Origin of the sequence: Gracilibacillus saliphilus, from assembly GCF_010994085.1 — a bacterium.
In the GTDB taxonomy this organism is placed as follows: Bacteria; Bacillota; Bacilli; order Bacillales; family Amphibacillaceae; genus Gracilibacillus; species Gracilibacillus lacisalsi.
In genome coordinates, this window is the sequence record NZ_WJEB01000002.1 from 364,933 (window position 1) to 387,623 (window position 22,691).

Below are 22,691 nucleotides of genomic sequence, written 5' to 3' on the forward strand. Positions count from 1 at the left end.
CAAATGAAATCATCTAGGTTAATATATATTCTTATGTTGATTCGTTGATAAAGTTTTTAGTATTCAACATTAATAAAGAAAGAAATATTTTCGAATGATATAGAGGTTCCTGATAGAAAAACGGTCTAGCTTAAACTATAATTATAGCAGTTGACTTGCAAGCAATTAAAATATAGGTGGGTGTCATTTTGATTTATGCGAAATTACTTATCTGAAATATTAAAAAGAAAAGATTTATTATTATATTTAGTTAAATCAGGTTTAAAAGCTGAGAATAGAGATAGCTATTTAGGATATTTTTGGTGGTTGTTAGATCCTTTATTAAATGTGCTAGTATACTACTTTTTAGTAGTAATTATTCTTCAGCGAGGTGGAGAAAATTATGCTGTTTATTTAGTAATAGGATTGGTTGTCTGGAGATGGATGAATACAACTGTTAGGTCATCTGCAAAAGCAATTACTAAATATTCATCGATTATTAACCAAGTTTATCTACCTAAGTCGATGTTCCCGATAGCTTTATCTACGTCACAATTATTTAACTTTGTATTTGGATTAGTGGTAATAGCAATATTCTTAATAGCATTTGGGGTAATGCCAGGATGGCAAATAGTTTATTTACCGTTAATCATACTTATTCAATTATTAATGTTATTAGCTCTTGGTATGTTCATTTCTTATATTTGTGTGTTTATTAAAGATATTGATTATATTTTGTCACATATAATAAGAATGTTTTTTTATGCTTCTCCAATTATTTGGGAAGGAAGTAGACTTCCAGCAGAGCTAGATTGGGTTGTGGCTATTAATCCTGTGGCAATCATTCTTGATGCTTATCGTGCTATATTAATGTATCAGCAGGTTCCAGAATTTACAGGATTATTTGTAATCACTATTGCTTCATGCGTTGCCATTGTATTCATGCTTTACCATTTCATGAAAAATGAGCATAAAATAATTAAAGCTTTATAAATGAGGTTTTTCTATGTCAGTAAATAATAAAGAAATATTAATAAAAGCTGAGAATTTAGGTATATCTTTTGATCCAAACTTTAAAAAAGACGATTATAAGTCACACGCATTAAATTGGATGAAAAGAAAGGACAAGAATAAAAACAAAAAAAAGAAACTAGTTTGGCCACTAAAAAATATTAATTTTACTGGTTATAAAGGTGAGGTACTAGGGATAATTGGATCAAATGGAGCTGGTAAAACGACCCTTTGCAAAACGATTTCAAACATTTTAGAACCAGATAAAGGAAGTCTCACTGTTGATGGCAAAGTTACGGCTTTATTTTCATTTGGAATGGGCTTTAATAAAGAATTAACAGGAAGAGAAAATGTGTATCTAAATGGAATGATGTTAGGCATTGAAAAACAGAAAATTGCTCAATTTATTAACGATATCCATGACTTTTCGGGATTAGAGGAATTTTTTGAAGAGCCAATGAAGTACTATTCTAGTGGTATGAAAGCACGTCTAGGTTTCAGTGTAGCTGCACATTTAGAGCCAGAAATATTAATTTTGGATGAAGCTTTAAATACAGGTGATACAGAGTTTAGTAACAAAGCATCTAAAAAAATAAAAGAATTAGTTGAAAAGGCAAAAATGGTCATAATAGTTACACATAGTATAGGATTTGCTAAAAAAAATTGTGATCGATTAATGTGGTTAGACAAAGGAGAAGTACGCGAAGTTGGAGATCCTGAACAAATAGTCGAGCATTATAAACAGTCCTTACCACCAAAGAAGCCAAAGAAGAAATTAGAAATCGATAAAACAGAGACAATTGTAAAAGATAATACTGTAATTAAAGCTGAAAACATAAGTGTAGCATATAATTTAAAGAAAAAAACACATTGGGCTTTGAAAGAAGTAAATTTCAATATTAAAGAGGGAGAAATTATTGGAGTTATTGGTCATAACGGAGCTGGGAAAAGTACGCTTTGTAAAGTTCTAACGAGAATTCTTGAACCGGAACAAGGGCAAATACAGATTAACGGAGAAACTTCGGCATTGTTAGGTTATGGTACTGGTTTTAATGCTCAATTATCTGGAGCAGATAATATATATTTAAATGGTATGCTATTAGGTATGCCTTTAGAAAAAGTAGAAAAAAATTATGACCATATTGTCAAATTCTCAGGATTAGGGAATAAAATCAATCAACCAGTTAAGGAATATTCTAGTGGTATGAAAGCAAGATTAGGTTTTAGTATCGCTTCAACGCTAGAGCCGGATATTTTTATAATTGATGAGGCTTTGTCTACAGGGGATATGGAGTTCAAGCAAAAAGCTACAGAGAGAATTCAAGAGATGATATTAAGTGCAAAAGCAGTAATTATCGTTTCACATAGCATGAATTTTGTTAAAACTGTATGCACAAGGGCAATTTGGTTTGAAAAAGGAAGAGTTGTTTTTGATGGAGAACCTGAAGAAGCAATTAATAGATATAACAAAAGGCTAGCAGAAAAAAAATCAGGTAAATAGGGTGTTTTAAAGCATGAAGAAAAAAATCAAAAAAATTATTGTAAGTATAATTGAATTTGGTGCTTATAAAGTAATCTCTTCTAAACATCGTCGCCAAATCGTTGATAAGCTTCCATCTGTAATAAAAAATCGTATTAAGGGTCTTGTCAAAAATGGAAAACAACAGAAAAAATTCAATAAGGTAGAAAGGCTTAAATATAAATTACGAAACCTTGGTTTTGAAGAAAAAGCCTTGATTGAATTAGAGCAGCTTATGGAGGCCACTAATAATAATTTAATGAAGAAATTAATTGCTTGGGAGTTAGCTGTTTGGCATTCAAATAAACAAACAGAAGAAGGTGCAAGACAAAGCATTAAGTTATTACCAATAGTTTCAAACGGTGAAAAAGACCCAGTAAAATTAAGGCAAATTACTATAATTGAAGCTGAAAATTTAATGTATTTGGGGCATAAAGAACGAGCTAAAAGTATACTAGATAAGATGCTTAGAGTAGAACACCATCCAGATTTATATTTGGCTAGAGCGAATACAGAGGATTCGATCACTGAGCGCTTAAAATGGGTAAATAAAGTTTACAAATATTTTTCACTAAGTAATGTATATTTTACTCAAACAAATGATAAGCGGGATCCATATGATCAATTATCAACTGAAAATGCATCTTCGAGAAAGTTTAATGAAGCTAAAGTTACTGTTATTATACCAGTTTATAATGCTGAAGAAGTAATTAAAACTTCTTTGTCATCAATCTTAAATCAAACATGGAGTAATTTAGAAGTAATGGTAGTTGATGATTGCAGTAATGATAAGACAGAAAATATCATAAGGGAAATTCAAAAAAAAGATAATAGAGTACACCTGTTAAAAACTCCAACCAATAGTGGTGCTTATGTAGCACGTAATATTGCTTTATCCAAAGCTACGGGAGATTTTGTGACCATAAATGACGCTGATGACTGGTCCCATAGTAAGAAGATAGAAACGCAAGTGATGCATTTACTAAAAAATGAAAATTACATTGGGAATACCTCTCAGCAAGCTAGGGCAACAGAAAATTTGAGTTTCTTTAGAAGAGGTAAACCAGGGTTATATATATTTAGTAACATGTCTTCTTTTATGTTTAGAAGAAAAGAAGTTATGGGTGCGATAGGATATTGGGATTCAGTTAGATTCGGTGGTGATTCCGAATTTATTAAAAGAATTAAGCATGTTTTCGGAGAAGAGAGTATTATAGAATTAGAAACAGGTCCTCTATCTTTCCAAAGACAGAGTGAAACGTCCCTTACTGGTAATTCATCATTCGGATTTCCTGGATTTTTTATGGGAGCAAGGAAAGAATATTTAGAAGCACAAGTATACTATCATAAAAACAATAAAAATTTATATTATGAATTTCCGATGAAAAACAGACCGTTCCCGGTTCCAGAACCAATGTTGCCAGAACGAATTAAAGACAAATCAATTAGAAGACATTTTGATGTTATAATTGTCTCTGATTTTCGATTAGACGGTGGCTCCACTTTATCAAGTGTCGAAGAAATTAAAGCACAACAAAAAGCGGGTTATAAAACAGGAATAATTCAAATGGCACGTTATGATTATCCTCCAAAAAAGAAGATTAATCCTAAGATTAGAGATTTAATTGATGGAGAAACAGTACAATTATTAGTATACGGAGAAAAAGTTTCCTGTGATGTATTAATTTTACGATATCCTCCTATGTTGCAAGAAAAACAAATTTATATTCCAGATGTAGTTGCTAAAGATGTTAGACTAATCATTAATCAACCACCTCAAAGTGCTTATGGGACTAATTTTGAAATTCGTTATGAATTAGATGAAATTTATAAAAGTATGATTCATTATTTTGGAACGGCAGGTACTTGGCATACTATTGGTCCACTTATAAGGGAAGCATTGATTACGCATCATCAAAGTGAAATAGCTAATAAGCCACTATCACAAGATGACTGGTATAACATTATCGATATTGAGGAATGGAATAACTTTCGAAAAACAAAAGAAAACAAACCAGATCTAATTAAAATAGGTAGACATTCAAGGGATTCTTACGTAAAGTGGCCGGAAACAAAAGAAGAAATGCTTTCTGTATATCCAGAAAACAGTAATTGTCAGGTATTAGTATTGGGAGGAGCGAGTATTCCTGAAAGAGTGATTGGTTACGTGCCGGAAAATTGGAAGGTATATGAGTTTGGCGAGATTTCACCTCAACAATTTTTAAAAGAATTAGACCTATTCATTTACTTTACACATTCCGATTGGGTTGAATCATTCGGACGAGTGATAATAGAGGCGATGGCTGTAGGAGTACCCGTTGTATTACCAAATAACTATAAACCACTTTTTAAGGATGCTGCCAATTACGCAGAGCCTGATGAGGTAGAAACTCTTATTATGAAATTGCGTAATGACCCAACTCTAATGAAAAGTAGTTCAGAAAAAGCTTTACGTTTTGTAGAAGAAAACTTTAGCTATAGCATGCATCAAAAAAGAATAGAGAAAATAATCTCAAAATAAAAACCAGGCCTATTGGCTTGGTTTTTATTAATTACAAATAACTACACAAAAACTGTTGGTTATTGGCATTTCGTCATATAATTTGAAATTATATATACTACTATAAGCTTGATTTTGATATAATAAATATGGTTGATAGCTGTAATTTTAATGTCAGAAAGGAAGATTGAATGAAAAGGTTTGTTTGCATAGTTAGTACAATTACATTGTTTATGATCTCATCTCCAGTAATTTATGCTGAAACAGCAGAGGAGGTGAACGATGAGCAGATAATTAATAAGGATAGTAGTATTCAAAGTGATTCTGAAAATACAGAAGAGAGTACTACAAATAAAAGCGAAGAATTAGAACAAAGCGAGGAAGACGAAAATCCAGATGAGACTGAACAATCTATTAGTAAAGAAGAACTAACTTATGAAGAAACTGAGGTTAGTGGAGAAGAACAGCAGGGTGAACAAGAAGCTAACGAAGAAACAAAAGCTAGTGATGAAGAAGAAGTAGATAACCAGGATACTACAATGCAAACTACAGCTCAGGCATCATCACCTGATGAACTATATGAAATGGCTAAAGAAGAACGAACTGCTACAGGGAAGTTAGAACTATTTGCTCAAGGCATGGAACAATATCCTGATGATTCCAGATTTGAGCAAGGTGTGCAATCAAGTGCTTTATCGCTCTTAGATTGGGCAAGAAAAAAACAGAATCGTGATGAATTTGAGACAGCTATTGATCGCTATCAAACTATAATCGAAACATATGGTGTAAAAGATGAGATAGTTAACTTAACCCAAAAATATTTAGAGCAGGCTCAAGCAAACAAAGCCATTCCATCAGCTGACAAACTATACGAAGAAGCTCAAAAAGAGACAACAGTCTCAGGTATATTTAATACTTTTCTTAATGCGTATAATTGGCATCCTTTTGATGAAAGAATATCTGAAGGATTTTTAAATAGCCAAGTGACTTTGTTTGATTGGGCGAAAAAGCAACATGATAAAGCAAGATATGAAACGGCTATTGAACGTTATGAAATGATTTTAAGCGCACCCTTAGTTCATCAAGAGATCCATAATAATGTCGAACAACGTCTCCAGGATGCACAAAAAGGAAAGCGACCGGCAGATGTTATTTATGAATTAGCAGTTAATGAACGGACAGCATCCGGACAACTTAATTTGTACCTTGAAGGATATGAATTCTATCCAAATGATACCCGTTTCCATAACGGAATTAATCAAAGTGCTAAAAATTTATTGAATTGGGCAAGGAAAAAACAAAATAATGGTGATTATGAAACAGCTATTGAGAGATATCAAATAATCTTAAATACACCAAAAATCACCGATAATTTAAAAATGCAAACATCAAATTATTTAGAATTAGCAGAAAATCAGAAGCAAATACCATCAGCAGATAAGTTGTATAAAAGCGCACAAAAAGAAACAACGGTTTCAGGTATCTTTAATGCTTATGAAGTAGCTTATGGTTTATACCCAGAGGATGATCGATTTCATCAAGGATTTCTCGATAGTCAAAAGCAATTGTTTAACTGGGCGAAGTTACAACATGATAGAGCAAGGTACGAAACAGCTATCGAAAGATATAATATGATTCTAAGTGCTGCTATAAAAAATCAGGATATTCTGAAACAAGTTGAAAGTAAACTAGCAGATGCTCAAATTGGTAAGCGACCAGCAGATGTTATCTATAAAGCTGCCAAAGAGGAAACTACTGCTTCAGGAACTGTAGATCTCTTTGCAGAAGGCTATAATTTCTATCCAAATGATAAACGCTTTGAAGAAGGTTTAAAAACAAGCAGTCAAACTCTATTTGAATGGGCTACAAAAAAACATCAAAGTGGTAATTATACAACTGCAGAAGATAGATATATATATCTATTAAATCTACCACTTATTACAAAGGACCTTTCTGATCAAGTAACATTTCAGCTAAGTTATGCAGAGAAAGATAAATTAATACCTTCTGTTTCTAATTTAATAACAGAAGCTATGAATCTAGATACTTTGAGTGCACGTCTAGATTTACTTACAGACGGTTATGCTATTTATAAAGGAGAACAGTCATTAATTGACGCTATTAATGAAGTTGCCGAGTCAATGTTAGATTGGGCTTCAAGTAAGCATAATGAAGGAGATTACGAAATTGCATCAGCTCGATATAAGGCGATTATAGATGCACCGGCAGTCTCTAAAGAGCTAAAAAAATCAGCTCAAATGAAATTAAATTATGCACAAGAAGAGAATACTTTACCTTCAAGTGAAGAATTACTAGAAATTGCACAAAATCAAACTAGTGCATCAAAAATCCTAGAATCATATATTGATGGATACGTTTTATATCCCAGTGATTCCAGGTTTATAGAGGGAATAAATGATGGAGCACAAGCATTGTTAGATTGGGCCACTAAACAACATCAAAATAGTAACTATGATACGGCAATAGATCGTTATCAAAAGATACTTTCAGCGCCTAAAGTAGAAAACATAATATTAAAGGAGGCAGAAATTAAATTAAAATATGCCTTAGATAGAGGTGGCTTCCCATCTTCAGATTACTTATATATGCAAGCCGATCGGAGTGATAGTGCTTCTACTAAATTTGAACTTTTTGAAGAAGGCACTATATTGTACCCGAATGAAAATAGGTTTTTCACTGGATTGAATTCTAGTGCATTAAATCTATTATTATGGGCAATGAAGCAACATGAGAATACTAGATTTGATGTTGCAATTGATCGATACAATAAATTACTTGCTTCGCCCGAAGTATCTGATAGTGTTAAAGATATTGCGGAAAGAAACAAAGTTTTAGCTGAGCAGACTAAAGTGCCTACTAGACAAGTTATTGAAAATAGCAACTATAATGTTTCTTTAATGGACGCTCTTAGTTCTCAGATGAGTTTGTCTACACCACCTCAAACTGATAAATATCGAAATCAACCTGCTTATATTCACAGTTCATTTGTGTCTAGTTCTGGGAAAATAGAAAAAAAGGCGAATATTTACGCATCTACTAATCCTGATAGCCATATTTATACCTCATATAATAAAGGTGAGAAAGTATCAGTAATTAAGAGTGTGAAAGGTGACACATGGAACGGAAGCAATACATGGTATGAAATTAGTCTAGGTGCTTGGCGAAATGCAAAAGCCTCAGATGTAGTAACATACTTAGACCCTGACAATAACGATCTTTACCAACACTTAGTATTGTCTTCTAGCCCTGGTGTGTCAGATACACAACTAAATAATATACTTTCAGGAAAAGGTATTTTATCAGGAAAAGGTCAAGTGTTTATTGAAGCTGGCTTGGAGCATTCTGTTAATGAGATTTATTTAATTTCACACGCAATACTGGAAACAGGTCACGGTAGTTCTGATTTAGCTAATGGAATTAAGGTTGGAAAAGATTCAAATGGAAATCTCCAGCTAGTGAATTCTAAAAACAGAGATAATTTATCCAATATAAAAACTACTTATAACATGTTTGGAATTGGAGCAGCAGATAGCGATCCAAAAAGGCTAGGTGCTTTCAAAGCATATAGAGAAGGCTGGTTTTCACCAGAAGCAGCAATTATAGGTGGTGCTAAGTTTATTGGTGGATCATACATTCATAATAGCTATAAACAAAATACCCTATACAAAATGAGATGGAACCCTGCAAATCCTGGCTATCCGCAATATGCAACAGATATGGCATGGGCAACCAAACAAATAAGTAATATAAAATATCTATACAGTCAATTAGAAAACCCGATACTTCATTTTGATATTCCTAACTACAGATAATATAACTAGAGATCCCTGCAGTGACAGGGATCTCTTTCTTTTATTTCGTGATTCTTCCCAAAAAAAAAACCATATGGTATGATACAATATGAGTAATTTATCAAATATCCTTAAACTTATTGGAGGTTAACGTTTTGAATTACAAAGTAGGAGTTAATGAGACTTATTGGAATAGAAGGACTAACATGATGTATTACCAATATATTGATTTTTTAGTGAGAGCATTTGCAATAAATGCAAAAAATATCCTTGATGTAGGGACAGCTAATACAGCATATATTGAAAATTTCGATTGGATATCTGATAAGTATACATTGGATATAAGTAAACCCTATTCTTCCCCGAACGTTACCTCGATAGAAATGGATTTCTTGGAGTTTAATCCAGAAAACAGATTCGATTTTGTAACTTGTCTTCAAGTATTAGAACATATTCCAAAAGTGGATGAATTTGCAAAAAAGCTACTTGAGGTTTCGGATAGATTGTTAATATCCGTACCCTATAATTGGATTGAAGGTTCAGAAGATGAGCACATTCATGACCCGGTAGATTTAGATAAAGTAAATAAATGGTTTGGAAGGGAACCTAGTTATTATATAATAGTTGAAGAACCATTAAGGGATACTAAGAAAGGCAAACATAGGAGACTTATTTGTTACTATCAAGATGAACCAGTTAATTATAAAAAGGCTTTACAAAATGTGAAAGAGGGGTACGCGAAAGAAATAAAAATGAATAGTGAATATGATAACTCCAACCAGAATTTATTACTGAACACAATAGACTTACTGAGAAAAGAACAAGAAATGAATCATGAAATATTAGAGACAGAATTTGCAATAAGAGATATTGAAACTCGACTTAAAGAGCTAAGAAACGAGAATAAATCAAAAAGGCAAAAAATTAAAGCCTTAGAAGATCAAATAAAAAAACAATCAGAAAAAATAGTTTTATTTCGTAATAAGCAGAAATATTGTAAAAGACAATACACTAAGATTCAAAATAGCCGTGCATGGAAAGTGACTGATCCAATACGCAGAATCAAAAAGCTTGTTAAATAAATATGATATTAACTTATCGGAGGGCTATATTTTGACTTCAGAACAAACAAATATCAATAAGAAGAAAAAATTCAATGAATTACAAAAACAACTCAAAGAATTAGAATTGCGCTTAGAAGAAGAAGAAAAAAAGGAAAAGAAACTAATAAATAAATTTAATGAATTGAACTTAAAGTCAGAAACAACGGATGATTTATATAAAAAGGAATTATCAAGAAAAAAGAAAGAAGAAAAGAAGCTTAGAAGGGTAGAAAATAGCAGGATTTGGAAGATGACTTTTCCTATTAGATATACTATTGCTTCTCTCAAAGGTAAGAAATATAAAGAAGAATTCAATATAAAAACAAATAATAAAAAGTCAGGAAAAGGTTCAATAGAAAAAATAAAGCAACTTGAAAAGGCCTTATGGGGAGGTTTCTCTAAATACGCATTACCGGAAGTAGAAGATATAAAAAATTCTTTATCAGAGCCAACAAATATAAGAGTAAGAGCAGCATGGATTTTAGCAAAATGGTATTATGATTTACAAGATTATGAACGTGCTTTGGAGGAAGTAAAATATGTAAATGAATTTGATATGAGGAAGAATACTTTCTTAAGTAACACAATATCAGAAATAAAAGTTCTAAGAAGCCAAGGAAAACTTGATTTAGCAAAAAATAAATTATGGAATATTTCTGAAGAGGTTGGCTTTAATTCGGAGTTTATTTTAGCAATGGCTCATGTAGAAAAAACGCCTGAAAACAAACTAAAATGGCTAAATTTAATATATGAAAAACATGGCTACACTTTAGTTGAAAAAAGAGATCAGGATAGAAATTTAGCCTTAGATAACTTAATATCGAACTCAAAAAGGGCCGATTCTAATCTAAATCAGTATAAAATTAGTATCATTGTTCCTGCTTTCAGAGCGGAAGATTCGATACATATTGCTCTCAATAGTTTGTTAGAACAAACAGTAAAAAATATTGAAATAATTGTTGTGGATGATTGCAGCCCGGATAATACAGCTGGGATTGTCCAGGAATTTGTTAAAAGAGACTCAAGAGTAAAATTAATTAGAAAAGAAAAAAACGAAGGAGCATATGCAGCAAGGAATGAAGGACTTTTGCAAGCAACAGGTGATTATATAACAGTTCATGATAGCGATGATTGGTCCCATCCTCAGAAGTTGGAAATCCAATTAACTGAAATATTAAAAAAGCCAAAAGTTATAGGTTCTTTTTCAAATTTAATAAGAATTTCAAATGAACTATTGCCCATTAATGCAGGATCTCTTCTAAGTAAAAGGTTTCTTATTATGAATACCTCTTCTTTATTATTTGATAGAAAAGTTATTTCAGTTATTGGTGGATGGGATAGTGTAAGAGTGGCAGGAGACACAGAATTTTTGTGGAGACTTCAAAAGGCATTTGGCGAAGATAGTTTAGCTCTAGTGGAACCCAATGTACCTTTATCTTTAGCTTTATTTAGTGAAAGTTCTTTAACTGGGACAAGCCAAACCCATGTTAAAACAATAAGGTTTGGATTAAGGAGAATTTATAGAGAAGCCGGCGAATGGTGGCAGAATAATGTTGAGGACGAAAAGGATTTATTTGTTGATCCAAAAACATATAATAAAAAATTTCCTAGGCCGATACCAATCATGAATAAAAAACCAGATGACTTAACTTATGACTATGTATTTGTAGGTGATTTTGCATCAGAGGAAAGCATACAATCTATTTTGCGAAATATGAATGATGCTGGTGAAAAAAATAAAAAAATGGCTATATATCATTGGCCATATTATCAAAATGACATTAAAACCCCAATTGTGGATGAGGTTTATACTCTATGTAACAAGTATGATGTAGCATTACTGATTCCTAATGAAGAAGTAAATACAAGTACTACGATTGTATATGCCTCGCATGTTTTGGATTATGTTCTAGACGGTGGACCTAATATCCATTCTCATGAATCTTATATAATAGAAAATAAAGAAATAAGTGAAGATGTTAAAAAATTAAGAGAGAAAAATTTACTAAATGTATGTAACGTTTCAGCTAAATGGAAAAGTACATTCAAAATATAAAAACTAATGTCTAAGGGGAATGAACTTATGGATGGCTTTCAAAAAAGAAGTATTTCTTTTCACCAATTGGAAAATGAAGTACTTGTCCAAGAGGAACCTGTTATTCTTGATGTTGAAAAAGATGGTATACACTTTGAATTTTTGCTTAAAACGAATAAAGACAATGACAAAGCTATTGTTCTCGGGTCTGGAGCTTATGACGCAAATTCAGAGTTGCAACCACCTATTTTCCAAAGACATAAATGGATAGGGGATTTTGATGAGAATCTTATATATTATAACGACCCTACTTTATACCATGGGAAAATAAATATAGGTTGGGGATTTGGACGAGAAGATGTCCATTACCTTGAAGAAATTTCTACTATTATTAAATATCTATTAATGAACCTTAATATAGCTTTAAATAAAACTTTACTATATGGAAGTTCTGCAGGTGGTTTTATGTCTTTGATGTTAGGGGGGCTTTTAAAGGAACCAACAGTATTGGTAAATAACCCTCAAACAATAGTATGGAATTATTATGAACGACATGTAAACGCCATGTTTAATAGTACATTACCTGATATGAATAGAGAAGACATTATTAAGAATTACAAGGAACGATTGAATGTAATTAATCTTTATAAAGAAAAGGAATTTGTACCAAGAATTATTTATTTGCAAAACATTTCCAGTTACCGAGATATTACACATCACCTCGATCCTTTTATTTTAGGGTTAAAGGATATTGATGCAATAAATTTTAATGAAAAAATAGAGGTTATACTATATGCCGATAAAAAGTCTGGACATAATCCACTAAAGAAAAAAGAAACGTTAAAGCATATAGAAAAAGCTCTTCATTTATTATAAAACATGGGTTGATATAAGTTGTAAATTATATGGTTATAGTTTAAATCAATCAATTAGAACGTATGAAATATATCATTATGTTTTCTGCACCTCAAAAGTTACAGTACAAAGCTTTGACTTTTGGGGTATATTTTTGGACTTATATAGTTCAATTAACCCACTTAAAACCTCCGTAATAGACCATTGTTCAATAAATTTTAGTTAAATTCTAGTAGAATGAATCATTTGTTCTATTACTTATGGTCGGAATTTGTTATAATATAATTGGTTGCTTATCATCATTATTTACTTAGTTCATGAGAAAGGGAGATGTAATGAAAAGGCTAGTTTTCGTACTTAGTATCACGTTATTTTTGGGTATAACCTCAACCCTTTATGCGGAAACAACAAATGAGGAGGAGGTGTTAATCGAAACAGAGGAGGAAAATATTGAGGCCAACGAAAAGGATAGTATTAAGGAACCAGAAGAAGATAAAACTGAAGGTAACGTGGATGAACAGTCTAAAGAACAAGATGTGAAAAGAGAGCTTGAGGAAAGTGAAAAATCATTGCTTGAGAAAGAAGTTTCAGAAGGTGAAGAACAAACTTCATTACAGACAATGCAAATAAGTTCTTCATTAACAGCAGATGAGCTATATGAACAAGCAAAAAATGAAAGATCAGCCACAAGTAAAGTCAAGTTATTTGAACAAGGGTATCAACAATATCCTAATGATGGTAGGTTTGAACAAGGTCTTCAAGATAGTGTATTAAATTTGTTGGGTTGGGCTAGCAGAAAACAAAATAATGGTGAATATGAAATAGCGAAAGATCGTTATCAAACTATTTTAGGCACCAATGGAGTAAAGTCAGATATCATAGAACTTACAAAAAAATATCTAGAACAAGCAAATGCTCTGAACAAAATACCATTACAATCTAACTTGGAGAATAAAATACAACAAGAAACGACTGTTTCAGGAATTTTTGATGCTTACCTAGAAGCTTATAAATGGTATCCATATGATGATCAAATCCTCAATGGATTCTTTAAAAGCCAAAAGGCATTATTTAATTGGGCAAAAAATCAACATGATAAAGCTAGATATGAAACAGCAGAGTCCAGATACAATAAACTACTAGCTGCTCCAATCCTTAACAAAGAAATTGAGGATCAGGTAAAACAAAGATTGGCAGATACTCAAAGTGGTAAGAGACCATCAGATGTCATTTATGAAATGGTTGAACAGGAAAGAACAGTTACTGGTAAAGTTCGCCTTAATGTGGAGGGGTTGGATTTTTATCCAGATGATGTTCGTTTTCAAAGAGGGTTACAAACTAGTGTTGAAAATCTATTGAATTGGGCGAGTAATAAACAGAATAATAGTCATTTTAGAACGGCAATTGATAGGTATTTGTTTATATTGGAAATTGAAGGTATATCGCCTGAATTACAAATTAAAACTGAGAAGTTCCTTCAATTAGCTGAAAATGAAAAGTTTATTCCGAAAGCTGATGATTTATATGATAATGCGAGGAAACAAACAACTGCATCAGGATTAATGGATTCCTATCAAGAAGCTTATGTGTGGTACCCGGAAGACAGCCGTATAGTCAATGGGTTCTTAGCAAGTCAAGAAAATCTGTTTGACTGGGCAAAAAATAAACATGATCAAGGAGATTATTCAACAGCTCTAACTCGATATGAAAAAATATTAAATGCATCACTAGTAAATGATAACATCATTAAACAAGTAAAACAAAGACTAGATGATGCGAAAGTCGGAAAGAGGTCACCAGATGTAATTTATAAAGCTGCAAAAAATGCATCAACAGCTTCAGGGATTCTAGATTTGTATCTAGAAGGGTATAAATTTTATCCTAACGATCAACGCTTTGTAAATGGAATGCAAGAAGGTGCTGATGGATTATATGAATGGACAACCAATCAGCATAATAAGAGTAACTATGAAGTGGCAACTGCCCGTTATTTAAAACTACTAGAAGTGCCAAATATTTCAGATAGACTTCGAGATAAGATTTCACTTCAGTTAAATTATTCAGAGGACAATAAAAGTATTCCTACACCTTCACAAATGATTGAAAATGCACTACATCAAAATACCTTGTCACAAAAGTTAGAAGAACTTGTTAGAGCTTATTATTACTTCGATGAAAGTAATACCGCAATCGAAGTAGCAATAAATGATGTTGTTTCTTCTTATTTATCATGGGCGACTGATAAACAAAGTGAGGGTGAATATCAGACTGCGATTGCGAGATATGAAAAAATCTTGGAAACACCGGCGATAGAAGATAAGTATATTAGAGAAGCAGAGACAAAATTAAAATACGCAAAAGAAAATAAAAAGATCCCAACTGCAAATGAGATGTTGCATTATGCGGAGCAGCAGACAACAGCATCGGGAATACTTAATGCTTATTTAGAAGCATTCGCCTTTTATCCAGAAAACAATCAAGTTATAGAAGGTATAACCTATGGAGCTAGTAATTTGTTATCCTGGGCTTCATCCCAACATAATAACGGTAATTATACAACTGCTATTGATCGTTATGAAAAACTGTTAAAGGTTCCAAGACTTGATACAATGATATTGAAAGAAATAGACATTAAGCTAGCATATGCTAAAAAATCCAATAGAATCCCTTCCGCGGATTATTTATTGAAAGAAGCAGAAGCGAAAACGACAGCATCAGGAATATTTGATGCATATGAAGCGGGAGCTATTCTATATCCTAATGATTCACGAATTAATGCAGGTTTGAATTCTAGTGCTCTTAATCTTTATTCTTGGGCTACAGCTCAACATGAAGCTAGAAAATTTGATGTTGCAATTAGCAGATATAACAAAATAACAGAATCACCATTTGTTTCAAATGATATCAAAGATATGGCAAAAGAAAATAATTCCTTAGCAAAGCAGTCTAAAGTTCCAGAAAATACAGTGAAAATATTCCTTGATCCTGGTCATGGTGGTAGTGATCCAGGAGGCTCTGGTTATGGTCTAGAGGAGAAGAAAGTTGTATTAAAAATTGCTAATTACACTAAACAATATCTAGAGAAGAATTATCAAGGCATAGAAGTTAAACTTTCTCGTTCGGTTGATACCTTTGTAGGACTCGAAGCAAGATCTCAATTAGCTAATAATTGGAGAGCTGACTATTTTGTTAGTTTTCATACGAATGCGTTCGATGGAAATGCAAGTGGATTTGAGAGTTATGTCCATAATGGTAATGTATCAAGCTTGACAAAGAACTTACAAAAAGAAATTCACACGTATCTTGTTGGTGAAATGGGTTTTAAGGATCGTGGTATGAAACAAGCAAACTTCAGTGTATTACGAAATACTAACATGCCAGCGATTTTAATGGAGTACTTATTTATAGACAATAAATCGGACAATAAATTATTAAGTAGTGAAGCTTACTTAAAAAAAATAGGAGAAACAACAGCTAAAGCAGTTGCAAGTTCATTCCATTTAGTATCTAAATAAGTATAAAATAAAACCGAACTTCCGAGAAGTTCGGTTTTTATTTATTGTATCGGAGTTTCCCTAGCAGGATCACCTGCTTCAGAACCCTCCCAATTGTCTACATTCTCTTCATCAGCTAAATCCAAATGCGTCTGTAAAATATCCTTCGTTTCTGAAAGGTTCTGTTCATCAAGACCATAATAATAGATATTGTTTAACCAGAGGTCACTACCTTCAAGATTCAATGTTTCGATATCAATGTTGCCAGATGTACCATAAGATAAGAAAGCTTTCATTTCATCAAAAGATAAGTTTGTCGTCATGTTGTTACCAACAGCTTGAACTGCCTCATCTAATTTAAATACAGAATTAACAGATGTTGCTTTATTAATTACAGCTTTCAAGATTTCTTGTTGTCTTTTACCACGCTCTATATCATTATCAATTTTTCGTGTTCTCGCCAACGCTAATGCTTCTTCACCATTTAAATTCTGTTCTCCAGGAAGAAGGTGAATAGAGTCACGTTTATCATTTGAATCGGATTCGGTAAATTCAAATGGAACTTCCATTTCAACTCCACCTATTGCATCAATGACATCAACGAAGGCATTAAAATTCAACTTCACGTAGTAGTCAACGGGAACATCTAAGAAAGATTCTACCGTTTCTATCGTCGCATGAACGCCACCAAATGCATGTGCATGCGTAATTTTATCTTCATAACCGACTTCTGGGACATAAACATATGAATCACGAGGAATACTTAGCATTTTTACGCTGTTATCATTCTTGTTAAGAGTAGCTAAGATTAATGCGTCAGAACGGATAGGTTCATCGTTTCCTCCTCTGTGTTCACTACCATCTACACCGATAAACAGTACGGAAACATGATCCTCTGTAGGATCTACCTCTTTAGCACGCAATTCTGATTTGTTATTTTCACGCCCATCACTTTCATACGAATTTGATACGGCTTTCTCTGCTTCATTGACCAAGTTAATTGCATAAGCAGAGACAGCACCAATTAAAATAATTAAAGGTATGAAAATAAAGAATAAAATCTTCTTACGTTTACTTTTCTTTTTCTTTTCTTTTATTTGAATTCTGGAATTCACATCTTTTTTTGACATCGTATTTCCCCCGATTTCTAGAATAGCCCACACTAACTATCATTTTACTATGAAATGAGGTGGACGTAAATTGGATTTCAGAAAAAATTTTACAATTTAATATATTAGACGTCATTTTGCAACAAAAGTTACAACGTATTAATGAAATAACTAGATCCTATGTTATATATATAAAATGTGGTAAGATGATATATGATTACAAGAGTGTAAAGAAGGGACGAAATCATATGAAAATAGCTGTAGCAGGAACAGGCTATGTTGGGTTATCGAATGCAATATTATTAGCACAGCATAATGAAGTATATGCTTTAGATATAGTAGAAGAAAAAGTACAACTTATTAATAACAAAAAATCTCCTATTATTGATCCAGAGATTGAAGATTTTCTGGCGAACAAAGAATTAAATTTAACAGCTACAACAGACCCAAAGCAAGCTTACCAAAATGCAAGCTATGTGATTATCTCAACCCCTACAAACTATGACCCGGATAAAAATTATTTTGATACATCAACTGTAGAAAAAGTGATTGATACGGTGTTATCTATTAACCCAGATGCAACGATGGTAATAAAATCAACGATACCTGTTGGATATACGTTAGAATTACGTGAAAAGTTCCAAACTGAAAAAATTATTTTTTCACCAGAGTTTTTAAGAGAAGGAAAAGCACTGTATGATAATTTATATCCTTCTCGTATTGTTGTAGGAGAGCAATCAGAACGTGCTCGTATCTTTGCAGATTTGTTGGCAGATGGTGCAATCAAAGAAGATATCGATATTCTTTTTACTAACTCAACAGAAGCAGAAGCGATTAAATTATTTGCGAACACTTATTTAGCGATGCGTGTTGCTTTCTTTAATGAGTTAGATACCTATGCAGAAGTACGTGGTCTCAATACGAAACAAATCATCGAAGGAGTAGGTTTAGATCCAAGAATCGGCAAACATTATAATAATCCTTCTTTCGGTTATGGTGGCTATTGTCTGCCTAAAGATACAAAACAATTATTGGCAAATTACCAAGACGTACCAAATAATATTATGGCAGCGATTGTAGATGCGAATCGTACCCGCAAAGACCATATCGCATCCAGTATTTTAGCGAAGAATCCAAAAGTAGTTGGTATTTATCGTTTAACAATGAAAACAAATTCCGATAACTTCAGACAATCTGCTATTCAAGGAGTCATGAAACGTTTGAAAGCAGAAGGAGTAGAAGTCGTCGTATGCGAACCAAACCTAAATGATGAAACATTCTTTAACTCTAAAGTAATCAATGATTTTGATACTTTTACTGAAGTTGCAGATGTGATTGTTGCGAACCGTTTAACAGATGAATTAAAAGCTATGAAAGATAAAGTGTATACACGTGATCTATATAGTAGAGATTAATTCTAAATAAAAACGGTCTGGAATTAATCATCAAAATCGTATATTTATAGTATACATCGAGTAAAATCGTGATATAATGGTCAAGATAATTCTACAACAATGGATGGGAATATGTTAAAATTCCTTATTAGGACTTCTATATTATTAAGTAGGTGTAAATATGTTTAACATAACGGAGTTAATCGTAGCGTTTCTAATTTCTGCTACCGTAGCATTCGCATCGACTCCTCTTATCAAAAAATTAGCAATTAAAATAAATGCAGTAGACCTACCAGGTGATAGAAAAAAACATGATGGTATTAAAGCACGATTAGGTGGACTTGCTATAGTACTAGGTGTTACTGCAGGGTTGCTTTATTTACAGCCTCAGCATCCGCATATGTTAGAGATCATTATTGGTGGTATCATTATTGTTATAACAGGTCTCATTGATGATATTGTTGGATTAAAAGCATACCAGAAATTAATTGGGCAGCTAGCCGCCGCGCTTGTTGTTGTTTCATCTGGATTAGTAATAGATAAATTAACGTTGCCTTTTGTAGGTACGGTTCATTTAGAAGGGTTAGGCTTAATTCTTACCATTATCTGGGTTGTCGGTGTCTCTAATGCCATTAACCTTATCGATGGTTTGGATGGACTTGCAGCCGGTGTATCAGCGATAGGTTTAACCAGCATTTTAATTATTGCGATCACAGATTACCGTATGATCGTTGTTTATTTAGGAATGGTTTTAGTTGGAAGCTGCCTTGGTTTTCTATACCATAACTTCTACCCGGCCAAGATTTTTATGGGCGACACGGGTGCTTTGTTTTTAGGATATGCGATTTCCGTCATATCCATGCTCGGTCTCTTTAAGAATGTCGCCTTTTTTAGTTTTATCATACCGATTATTATAATAGCTGTTCCAATTTTTGATACGCTCTTCGCCATTGTGCGCCGGTTGATCAATAAGCAGAATATAGGGACAGCTGACCGTAAGCATATCCATTACCAGCTAGTTGATATGGGCTACAGCCATCAAACTTCTGTGTTAATTATTTATGCATTTAGCGGCTTCTTCGGTATTATGGCGATTATCTTTAACAGTGCAACCATGTTAACGTCATTGATTATTTTAGGATTGATTATTATTGGTATTCAGTTAATTGCTGAATTATCAGGAATCGTTATGAATGGACATCAGCCAATAATAAACAGTGTAAGAAAGATACTTGGAAAAAATCAAAAAGTTTAATAAATAATCAGCTCTATTTACTTAGAGCTGATTATTTACTCATAATTTCATCTTTGGAAGGAACATAGATCTATGTTGTTTAATTCAGTACCTTTTATATTTGTATTCTTACCAGTAGCAGTTATAGGATATTTTATTTTAGCGAAGATTGCTTCGGGGAAATTTTCTAAAATATGGTTAATAATATGTTCATTATTCTTCTATGCATATTGGAATCCCATCTATATCTTTTTAATAATTGGATCAATGATTGTGAACTTTTCAATCTCAAAATGTTTTTCGCAAAATTTGAATAGGAAAATTAGAAAAGGCGCAATAGTCCTTGGTATTTTATTTAATATAGGGCTACTTGGTTATTTTAAATATGTCGACTTTTTTATTAAAAATATCAATGCAGTATTCAAGACTGAAATTGCTTTGCTTCATATCATGTTGCCTTTAGCAATTAGTTTCTTTACTTTTCAACAAATTGCCTATCTTGTGGACAGATATAAAGGAAATTATACCGATCCAAAACTTTCAACTTATTTATTATTTGTTACGTTTTTCCCGCAATTAATAGCAGGACCAATCGTACATCATAAAGAAATGATGCCTCAGTTCGAAAATGAAGAAAACAAACGATTAAACTGGGATAATATAGCTAGAGGTTTATTTATTTTTATCATAGGCTTAACAAAAAAAGTTGCAATTGCTGATACGGTAGCGATATGGGCGAATGCAGGTTTTCAAAACTATGAAAATTTAAGTACTATTGATGCTTGGTTGACTTCATTAAGTTATACAACACAACTATATTTTGACTTTAGTGGTTATTGCGATATGGCAATAGGGATAGGACTTTTATTTAATATTAAATTACCAGTGAATTTCTTTTCACCCTATAAAGCTCGTAATATTCAAGACTTCTGGAACAGATGGCATATGACATTAACTCGCTTTTTAACACATTATATTTATATTCCTTTAGGAGGAAACCGTAATGGAATAAGTAGAACATATATCAATATTTTAATAGTTTTCTTTATTAGTGGTGTATGGCATGGAGCTGGATGGACGTTTATAATTTGGGGAATGCTTCATGGAATAGCTTCAGTAATTGTGCGGTTAATGAAAAAAATCAATCTTTCATTTCCATGGGTTGTATCATGGTTTCTTACATTTATATTTGTGAATACAACATGGGTGTACTTTCGAGCAACAAGTTTTGATCAAGCAAATACAATTATAAAAAAAATGTTCTTGTTTGAATATAATTATGAGTATCCAATTCGAAAATTCTTTAATAAACCCATGGAAATATTCGCTTCGGGTAATGAATTTGATTTTATACTCTTTCATTTGGATAATCCAAAGATAATTGTCGCAAGCTTGTTTGTTTTATTATTGATTTCATTTATTGGTAGAAACTCTATAGAATTATTAGAAGGTTTTAAAACAAATCTTACCAATATAGCTTTTGTACAATTATTAGTAGCCATTACATTAGTGGTAATATTTTTCATTAATAAGAATAGTGAATTTTTATATTTTAATTTCTAATTTAAAGGAGTGTTTGAGGTGAATGCAAAGAAGTGGCTAATACTATTAATCTCCTCAGGTACTTTATTCTTAGGGTTGCCCGTGGGTGCAATCATGGGATTTAATATGTATGTAGATCCATTATGGAATTTTGATCATAGTAATAAGTACAATAGTGTGCAACGAGGGTTTAATGAAAGACAGCAAAAAACAAATGATATTACATTTGGAGATGAGTTTGATTATGATAACTTGCTTATTGGAACAAGCAGGACAACCTATATGAATCAGTATCATTTTAGTGAACCTACTTATAATTATGGATTAAGTGCACAATCATTTTTAGAGTATCCTTATTACATTGAATATGCCAAAAAACAAAAAGATCAACCATTTAAAAAAATCTATATGGAAATGTATTTGAACTCATCTCATAGTGGTCACGAAATTACAAGAGAACATCCGGATGTTCATATTTCAACAACAAATGAACCCTTTTACAGATATACCTCTTTATTTTCTTATGATACCTATCAAAAATCTAAGGAAAGTATTAAAATGTCTACAGAAGGTGAATTCACAGGGCACAGAGCATATAAAAGAAATAATGTTGCATTTACTGGTCAAGATGGGTCAGATATTCTAGAAAAAATCAAGGAATATGAAAAAAAGATGTCAGAAAAGGAAATGGAAGAATACGACTTTAATCCTGATTATGAAGATATGTTACAAGACCTTATCGATAGTAATCCTACAACAGAATTTGTTCCGTTTACTGAACCGATGCCAGCCCGTAAACTAGTGGCTATGTTGAAAATAGAAGGCTATCGTGATGGCTTTGATAAATGGTATCATGCGATGGTAAACCAGTTTGATAAAGTGTATTCTTTTCAAATGATTTCTCCGATTACAGAGAATGTAGAAGGCACATGGTTTGATTTAACTCATATTAATCATAAGAAAGCAGACAGGTTAATTGAAGCCTTGGAAAAACCAGAAGAAAATGATGATATCATCACCGTCGTTACAAAAGAAAATGTAGATGAATATTTAGAAAGTTTATTCCAACAGGTTGATAATTATAATCCAACGAGCAAGTAGCCC

The 22,691-nt window shown here is 32.5% G+C and carries 13 protein-coding genes; 12 read left to right on the forward strand and 1 reads right to left on the reverse strand.

The window, feature by feature from the left end; all coding sequences use genetic code 11:
- Positions 1-195 precede the first annotated feature (195 nt).
- The 8 genes from GHT08_RS05890 (at position 196) to GHT08_RS05925 (ending at position 16,329) form a co-directional block, all read left to right on the forward strand.
- A complete protein-coding gene (locus GHT08_RS05890) occupies positions 196-972 on the forward strand; it encodes an ABC transporter permease (protein ID WP_163580504.1) in 777 nt (258 codons plus the stop codon).
- 13 nt (positions 973-985) lie between these two features.
- Complete coding sequence (locus GHT08_RS05895) at positions 986-2,491, forward strand: ABC transporter ATP-binding protein (protein ID WP_163580505.1); 1,506 nt, start codon at positions 986-988, stop codon at positions 2,489-2,491.
- Between the two features lie 13 nt (positions 2,492-2,504).
- On the forward strand, positions 2,505-5,030 hold the full coding sequence (locus GHT08_RS05900; RefSeq protein ID WP_163580506.1) for a glycosyltransferase: 2,526 nt from the start codon (positions 2,505-2,507) through the stop codon (positions 5,028-5,030).
- A gap of 170 nt (positions 5,031-5,200) precedes the next feature.
- Complete coding sequence (locus GHT08_RS05905) at positions 5,201-8,842, forward strand: N-acetylglucosaminidase (protein ID WP_238343508.1); 3,642 nt, start codon at positions 5,201-5,203, stop codon at positions 8,840-8,842.
- A 134-nt stretch (positions 8,843-8,976) separates the two neighbouring features.
- Positions 8,977-9,903, forward strand: a complete 927-nt coding sequence (locus GHT08_RS05910) for a class I SAM-dependent methyltransferase (RefSeq protein ID WP_163580507.1) — start codon at positions 8,977-8,979, stop codon at positions 9,901-9,903.
- A gap of 31 nt (positions 9,904-9,934) precedes the next feature.
- On the forward strand, positions 9,935-11,980 hold the full coding sequence (locus tag GHT08_RS05915; RefSeq protein ID WP_163580508.1) for a glycosyltransferase family 2 protein: 2,046 nt from the start codon (positions 9,935-9,937) through the stop codon (positions 11,978-11,980).
- Positions 11,981-12,007: 27 nt separating this feature from the next.
- Positions 12,008-12,835: a glycosyl transferase family 2 gene (locus GHT08_RS05920; RefSeq protein ID WP_163580509.1), complete on the forward strand. Its 828-nt coding sequence runs from the start codon at positions 12,008-12,010 to the stop codon at positions 12,833-12,835.
- A 314-nt stretch (positions 12,836-13,149) separates the two neighbouring features.
- Complete coding sequence (locus tag GHT08_RS05925) at positions 13,150-16,329, forward strand: N-acetylmuramoyl-L-alanine amidase family protein (RefSeq protein WP_163580510.1); 3,180 nt, start codon at positions 13,150-13,152, stop codon at positions 16,327-16,329.
- A gap of 41 nt (positions 16,330-16,370) precedes the next feature.
- Here GHT08_RS05925 and GHT08_RS05930 read toward each other — a convergent pair whose 3' ends face one another.
- Entirely contained in the window at positions 16,371-17,438 is a 1,068-nt protein-coding gene (locus GHT08_RS05930; protein ID WP_163580511.1) for an LCP family protein, read from the reverse strand.
- 227 nt (positions 17,439-17,665) lie between these two features.
- On the opposite strand from GHT08_RS05930, the gene GHT08_RS05935 reads away from it, so the two are divergent.
- The 4 genes from GHT08_RS05935 to GHT08_RS05950 all read left to right on the forward strand — a co-directional run bounded on the left by GHT08_RS05935 (position 17,666) and on the right by GHT08_RS05950 (position 22,688).
- Positions 17,666-18,832, forward strand: coding sequence for a nucleotide sugar dehydrogenase (locus GHT08_RS05935; protein ID WP_163580512.1), 1,167 nt, complete (start codon positions 17,666-17,668; stop codon positions 18,830-18,832).
- Positions 18,833-18,992: 160 nt separating this feature from the next.
- A complete protein-coding gene (locus GHT08_RS05940; protein WP_163580513.1) occupies positions 18,993-20,066 on the forward strand; it encodes a glycosyltransferase family 4 protein in 1,074 nt (357 codons plus the stop codon).
- A gap of 72 nt (positions 20,067-20,138) precedes the next feature.
- Entirely contained in the window at positions 20,139-21,608 is a 1,470-nt protein-coding gene (locus tag GHT08_RS05945; protein WP_163580514.1) for an MBOAT family O-acyltransferase, read from the forward strand.
- An 18-nt stretch (positions 21,609-21,626) separates the two neighbouring features.
- The gene (locus tag GHT08_RS05950; RefSeq protein ID WP_163580515.1) at positions 21,627-22,688 is read left to right on the forward strand and encodes a hypothetical protein; all 1,062 of its coding nucleotides are present in this window, start codon (positions 21,627-21,629) and stop codon (positions 22,686-22,688) included.
- Positions 22,689-22,691: the final 3 nt, after the last annotated feature.